The organism is Promicromonospora sp. NPDC023805, from assembly GCF_040639635.1.
Lineage (GTDB): Bacteria > Actinomycetota > Actinomycetes > Actinomycetales > Cellulomonadaceae > Promicromonospora.
The window spans coordinates 100,352-106,838 of the sequence record NZ_JBFAAH010000023.1 but is presented as its reverse complement, the minus strand read 5'-3'; the positions used below and the strand labels follow the sequence as shown (position 1 = coordinate 106,838).

Here is a 6,487-nt window from a genome sequence, read left to right as displayed (position 1 = left end):
CACGCTCGGGGTCGTCGACTTCTCGATCTTCCCGCACGTCGGCCACCCGATGCTGCCCTACAACACGATGGCCGCCGCCGAGAAGTGGGCGGCCCCGAGATCGCCCAGAGGAGGCACACGTGCCGGACACGTTCACCGACGACCTGATCACCGCGCTCGGCCGCCGGGCGCATGCGCTCGACATCGCCCTGCACACCGTCCAGGTGAGCGTCCGTGGCGAGACCGTCGCGCACGCCGTCAGCGAGCCGACCGGCCTCGAGACGCCCCAGCGGATGTACTCGGTGTCCAAGACGGTCACGGGCCTGGCCGTCGGGCTGCTCGCGGACGAGGGGCTCCTGAGCCTGGATGACCCCATCACGAAGCACTTCCCCGAGATGGGCCCGGTGCATCCGTGGCTCGAGGCCACGACGCTCCGGCACATGCTCGCCATGCGCGGGCCGCACTCGTCCACCACGTACAAGCGGACGGACGACGGCTGGCTGGAGTCCTACTTCCGCGTGCCGCCGACGCACCCGCCGGGCACGGTCTTCACCTACGACACCAGCGCCTCGTACACGCTCGCCGCGCTCGTGGAGCGCCTGTCAGGCACGTCCCTCCCCGGCTACCTGCGGCCACGCCTGTTCGACCCTCTGGGCATCAGCCCTGACCTGCGGTTCCTCACCGGGCCGGAGGGTATCGCCCACGGCGGCTCGGGGCTGATCTGCACCCCGCGCGATCTGCTGCGCCTGGCGCACCTCATGCTCGACGACGGCGTGCACGACGGCGTCCGGCTGCTGCCTACCGACTACCTCCGCGACGCCACGAGCCCGCAGGCGGACACCGCCCTGCAGAACTCCGCCGCCGCGCTGCGTGGCGGCTACGGCTACCAGCTCTGGCTCCCCCGTCCGGGATGGTGGCTCATGTTCGGGCTCGGCGGTCAGCTCGTCTACGGCAACCCCGCCCGGGGGCTCGCGGTGGTGGTCACCGCGGACTTCCAGGCCTGCCCGAGCGGCGACCGGTTCATCGACGACGTGCTCGACCTGCTGATCGATCCGCTGGTCGAGATGCTCGACGCCAGCCATGACCTGAGCAGTGCGGACGGCACCGCCGTCGACCTGCCCTGGCCCGCGCCTCGTCATGTCGCCACGCACACACGGCCCGTCACCCAGCGCTACGCGAACGTCGTCCACGGCCCGGGGCCCGCCGAGCTCGTGCTCTCGCTGGACGACGACGGCGGCCGGCTGACCAGCGTCGCCGGCCCGGCCGGTGCCGGCGGCCCGGCCGGTGCCGGCTGGGACGTCGAGCTGCGGTTCGACCGCCCGGTACGGACCGTCGTCGACGACCAACCCGCCGTCGTCACCGCCGGATGGACCAGCCCCGACACCTTGGACGTGCGCTGCTCGCTGCTCGGCGACAACCTGACGACCTGGCGCACCCGCCTCGCCTGGGCGCCGGACGGCACCCTGGCCGTGCAGTCCCAGGTGTTCGGCGAGACCGCCGACCACGGGTGGAACTTCCACGCCGCCTACCGGGCTGTCAGCCCTTGACCGAGCCGATCAGCGCTCCCTTGACGAAGTACCGCTGGATGAACGGGTAGACCAGGAGCATCGGTAGCGTCGCCACGACGATCACTGCCATCTTCACGGACTGCGCGGGCGGGACGACGTCGACCACCGAGGCGTCGGCGTTCATGCCGCTCGCGACGATGACTATCTGGCGCAGCAGCACCTGGATGGGCCACTTCTCGGAGTCGTTGATGTACAGGATCGCGTTCTGGTAGGTGTTCCAGTAGCCGACGGCGTAGAACAGGCCGATCGTCGCGATCGAGGCGAGCGACAGCGGCAGCACGATGCGCAGGAACACCCCGAGGTCGGAGCAGCCGTCGATGCGGGCCGCCTCCTCGAGGCTGTCCGGGATCGCCTGGAAGAAGCTGCGCATGATCACGAAGTTGAACGCGTTGATGGCCACGGGCAGGATCAGCGCCCACAGCGAGTCGATGAGCCCCAGGTTCTGCACCACTATGAACGTCGGGATCATGCCGCCGCTGAACAGCATCGTGAAGATGACGAGAAAGTTGATCACCCGCCGTCCGCGCAGGTAGGGCTTCGAGAGCGCGTACGCCATGAACGACGTCAGCAGCAGGCTCACGAAGGTCCCCATCGCCGTGACGAACACGGAGACACCGAGCGCCCGGAAGATCGTCGACGTCGACAGGATGTAGCGGTAGGCGTCGAGCGTGAACGTCTCGGGGATGACGACGAAGCTGCGCGTCGCGAGCTCGCCCGGCGTCGCGAACGAGCTGCCGAGGACGTTGAGGAACGGCAGCAGACAGAGCGCGGCGAACCCGCCGAGCACCACGACGTTGACGACGCGGAAGGCCCGCACCGCAGGTGTCGGTCGCCGGAAGCCGGGTGTGCGGTCGGCCAGCCGCTCGAGAGGCACCCGGGGGGCAGCGTCTGTCGGGTTCATCGTGTACTCCCAGGGTCGGGCCGTCGGTCGGGCCGCCGCAGCGCGAACAGCCCCGCGCTGGCGAAGAACAGGAAGGCGACCGGGTAGAGGACGAGCTGGCTGCCCACCAGGCAGACCAGGCCGGCGATCGCGAAGAACCACCCGGTGCTACGGCGCTCCGGCCGGCGCCTGGCCACGAGGATCCCCGTGATCCCGACGAGGAGCACCACCATCAGGGTGCAGCCGAACCAGGCGGCGAGGGTCCGTGCGGCGTCGTAGGGATCGCCCGCGACGCCGCTCGCCGTCAGGTCCAGGCCGATCCGCCGCATCTCGGGGTACAGGGTGGTGGCGAACTCCGCCCGGTCGAGCCGGTTCATCACCACCGTGAACGCGCCGAGGAACACCGTGGACAGGGCCATGCCGGCCACTGCCGACCAGACCTCCACGGTGCGCCGCAGAACAGGCTCCGCCGGAGCCGCGGTCCGGTCAGTCGCCGTCGCCATCGGCCCGCACCTCCTCGCGACGCAGCGTCGGGCTGCCCTCGACGTGGAAGGCGGGGCCGTCGGCGCCGTCGACCCGGACCCGGCTGATGTCCGAGTCCGCGACGTTCCCGAGGTGGAACCCCTGCCGCACCATGAGGTCCACCCCGTCCGCCATCGCGGGCCGGCCCGGGACCGCGTCGGCGGCGAACGAGACCGCTATGTCGTCGAGGGTGAGCTCCGTCAGGGGCTGCTCCGGCAGGCCGTAGATGTGCCCGGCCGCCGCATGCACCCCGCGCGCGGTGATGTGCGCGAGGTGGATGCGGCGAAACACCGGCGTCGAGTCGTCGACCGGGTGCGGGTCCCGGTCGCCGACGCGCGGCTCGTCGCCGTCCGGGCCGCAGAAGTAGTGCGGGTTGACGACGATCGGGCACATGACGTCGGTCATGACGACGTTCGTCACCCGGATGTCCTCGACCGTGCCGCCCCGGCCCCGCCGGGACTTGATCCGGATCCCCCGGTCGGTGCCCTGGAAGACGCAGCCCGTGATGACGACGTTGCGCACGCCCCCGCTCATCTCGCTGCCGATGACTACGCCGCCGTGCCCGTGCACCATCGTGCAGCCCGTGATCGTGATGTTCTCGCACGGCACCCGGTGCGGAGAGCTCTCGGTCCCCGACTTGATGGTGATGCAGTCGTCGCCGACGTCGATGTGGCAGTCGCTGATCCGGACGTTCCGGCAGGACTCCGGGTTGATGCCGTCGGTGTTGGGCGAGTCGGGCGGGTTGGTGATCCGCACGCCCGACACGCTGACGTCCTGGCAGAGCAGCGGGTGCACCGTCCAGGCCGGGGAGTCGCGCAGCGAGACGTCGCGGATGGTCACCCGTTCGCACTCGTGCAGCCCGATGAGAGTCGGACGCGGGTAGGCCAGGGCCTCCCGGTCGTTCCGGAACGTGTCCCACCACCGCTGGCCCTGACCGTCGATCGTGCCGAACCCGGTGATCGCGACGTCGGTCTCGCCGCTGGCGTACAGGCACGGGGAGTGGATCAGGCTGGGCGCCCCCTCCCAGCGCGCCTCGACCGGCGGGTACAGGTCCGGGTCGGGCACGAACTCCAGCCGGGCACCCGCCTCCAGGTGCAGCTCCACATGGCTGCGCAGGCGCAGTGCGCCCGTGCGGTGCACGCCGGACCGGATCACGACGGTGCCGCCACCGGCGTGTGCGGCGGCATCGATCTCGGCCTGCAGCGCGGCGGTCTTTAGGACCACCGACGGGCCGGCGTGCACCGTCATCAGCCGTTCACCTCGTCGTACGCCGCGGTGAACTCCTCGATGATCTGGTCGAGCCCCTGGCCGCGGAGGCTCTCGATCTTCGCCTCGAAGTCGGCCATCTCGATGGCCCCGGTGATGTACTGGTTGTACGAGTCGGTGACCTGCTGCTCGATGGTCGACCAGCGGCTGTCGTACGTCTTGGACGTGAGCGACTGGGCCGGGTTGGTGATGACGTACTCCTCGTTCTCCGCCATGAGCTCGTTGCCCTCGTCCACGTACGGCGTGGTGCTCTTGTACGTGACGACCTTCTCGGACGGGCGCGACGACGCGAAGGGCTGGACCTCCTGCTCCCACGCGGTCTGGTCGGTGACCGTGACGACGCCTTCGCCGTCGACCTCGTAGTGCTCGCCCTCGACGCCGTTGGTCATGAGGCCGAACGCCTCCTCGTCCATCAGCTTGTCGATGAAACCGAGCACCTTCTTCAGCTCCTCCTCCGACTCCACCTCGGACTTGGGGATCCCGAGCCAGCCACCCATGCCACCTCCGGTGTCGGTGAGGATGCGACGCGGCACGTCCTCATAGGTCATGTCGTTGACCAGCGCCCACTCCATCGGCGTCTCGGGGTCCGCGCTCTCGGCGAGGGCAAGGTAGTTCTTCGCCTCGAACAGGCCGGTGACGACGATGCCGCCCTTGCCCTGCGCGATGCCGTCCTGCTGGTTCTGCTTCTGGACGGTGACGAACTCCTGGTTGACGCCGCCGTCCTCGTACACGCCGCGGTACCACTCCATGGCGTCCTTGTAGGCGTCGGTGGTGAAGGTCGGTACGACCTGCCCGTCGTCGGACACCTCGAACTGGCTGCCCGCGCCGAAGTAACCCGACAGGGAGCGGAAGCCGACCTTGAAGCTCTCCTCCCGGTCGTAGAATCCCGTGGTGTCGTCCTTGCCGTTGCCGTCGGGGTCGTCGTGGGCGAAGGCGTGGGCCACCTTCGTGAGGTCCTCGATCGTGTGGGGCACCTCGAGGCCGAGCTTGTCCAGCCAGTCCTGCCGGACGACGACGCCGTAGCGCGCCTTGATCTTCTGGAACGGCACGCCGTAGAGCTCGCCGTCGATCCGGGCGGAGTCGAGCGTCACGGGGTCGATCTGGGACAGGTTCGGGAAGTCCGCGAGGTAGTCCTCGACGTCCCAGAACATGCCGGAGGTGAGCGCCGTCCGCACGGTGGTGCTGTCGGTCTGCGTGAGCGAGACGATGTCGGCCAGCTCACCGGAGGCGAGGGCGGCGTTCATCTTCTCCTCCTTCGAGGCGTCGGGCACCCACTGCACGTCGAACGCGGTGCCCGTGTGCTCCTCGAGCGCCGTCTCGATGACGCCGTCCTTCTCCGGCGTCGTCGGGGTGTGCAGCATCGCCATCCAGGTCACCGGTCCGTCCGCGGCGGCATCGCCGTCGCCGGGTCCGCCGCCGCACGCGGCGAGCGTGAGTGCGAGCACCGTGGCCGACGCGACCGCCGTGCCGTTCCTTCGTGAAGTCATGAGCTGTCCCTTCAGTGATGTGAGGTCGTCACCCGGCCGCGACGTTGCGGGCGGGCGGGTAGAGCTACCGAGCGGCGACGGCTTGCGGTCTCGCCACTTCCGCCACCCCTTCGGTGTCCGTGGCCAGGTTTGTGGCCGGGTCCGTGGCCGGGTCCGTCGTCAGGCCGCGGAACACCGCACGCGTGACGAGGCCGACGGCGTACGCCGGGATGCCCATCCCGAACAGGACGAGCAGCGGGAGCGCGAACTGCCACAGCACCCACCAGGTCGCCCCGACGACCGTCGCGCCGAGGACCGTCCAGTGCAACGAGCCGAAGCCGATCATCAGCGCCCCGCCGAGCTGACGCGGGACGGTGGCCAGGTCCGTCGCCGCCAGGACCGGGTAGACGTAGGACGCGGTGATCGCGAGCACCACCAGCGCGCCGACGTTGAAGACCTGGACGTACCAGCTCTGCGCAAGGAAGACGTTCGTGACGATGACGCCTCCGGCGGCCAGCAGGATCCAGGAGATCACTATCGACCTCCCGGCCCGCTCCCGGGCGTACCGCCAGAAGACGCGGGCAGGCGGCGGCGTCTCGCCGGCACGCAGCCACCGGTCGAGGTACTTCGCCAGCGCGTACGACGCCGGGCCGACGCCGAGCACGCCGAGGCCGAGGAGCGTCGTCGCCATCCAGAGCAGGTTCAGGAACGCGACGCGGTACACGCCGGTCAGGAACGTGTTGATCCGTACGAAGCCTTCGAACGAGAACACCGTGCACCACCCTTCGCTGCTCGGTGCGTGCCGT

6 protein-coding genes are annotated in these 6,487 nt (G+C 69.7%); 1 reads left to right on the top strand and 5 read right to left on the bottom strand.

Annotated features, from left to right (window positions below; genetic code table 11):
- Positions 1–119: 119 nt before the first annotated feature.
- Positions 120–1,526, top strand: coding sequence for a serine hydrolase domain-containing protein (locus AB0F70_RS20860; protein ID WP_357452637.1), 1,407 nt, complete (start codon positions 120–122; stop codon positions 1,524–1,526).
- Here the strand turns inward: AB0F70_RS20860 and AB0F70_RS20855 are convergent.
- From AB0F70_RS20855 to AB0F70_RS20835, 5 genes are all read right to left on the bottom strand, one after another.
- Complete coding sequence (locus AB0F70_RS20855) at positions 1,516–2,448, bottom strand: carbohydrate ABC transporter permease (RefSeq protein ID WP_357452634.1); 933 nt, start codon at positions 2,446–2,448, stop codon at positions 1,516–1,518. The two genes, AB0F70_RS20860 and AB0F70_RS20855, sit on opposite strands and share 11 nt — an antisense overlap.
- Positions 2,445–2,930 (bottom strand): hypothetical protein, encoded by a 486-nt coding sequence (locus AB0F70_RS20850; RefSeq protein ID WP_357452631.1) that lies wholly within the window; start codon positions 2,928–2,930, stop codon positions 2,445–2,447. Before AB0F70_RS20850 ends, AB0F70_RS20855 begins: the two co-directional genes overlap by 4 nt.
- On the bottom strand, positions 2,914–4,197 hold the full coding sequence (locus tag AB0F70_RS20845; protein WP_357452628.1) for a glycoside hydrolase family 28 protein: 1,284 nt from the start codon (positions 4,195–4,197) through the stop codon (positions 2,914–2,916). Before AB0F70_RS20845 ends, AB0F70_RS20850 begins: the two co-directional genes overlap by 17 nt.
- The gene (locus AB0F70_RS20840) at positions 4,197–5,702 is read right to left on the bottom strand and encodes an extracellular solute-binding protein (RefSeq protein ID WP_357452625.1); all 1,506 of its coding nucleotides are present in this window, start codon (positions 5,700–5,702) and stop codon (positions 4,197–4,199) included. Before AB0F70_RS20840 ends, AB0F70_RS20845 begins: the two co-directional genes overlap by 1 nt.
- 64 nt (positions 5,703–5,766) lie before the next feature.
- Complete coding sequence (locus AB0F70_RS20835; RefSeq protein ID WP_357452622.1) at positions 5,767–6,453, bottom strand: DUF624 domain-containing protein; 687 nt, start codon at positions 6,451–6,453, stop codon at positions 5,767–5,769.
- Positions 6,454–6,487 lie beyond the last annotated feature (34 nt).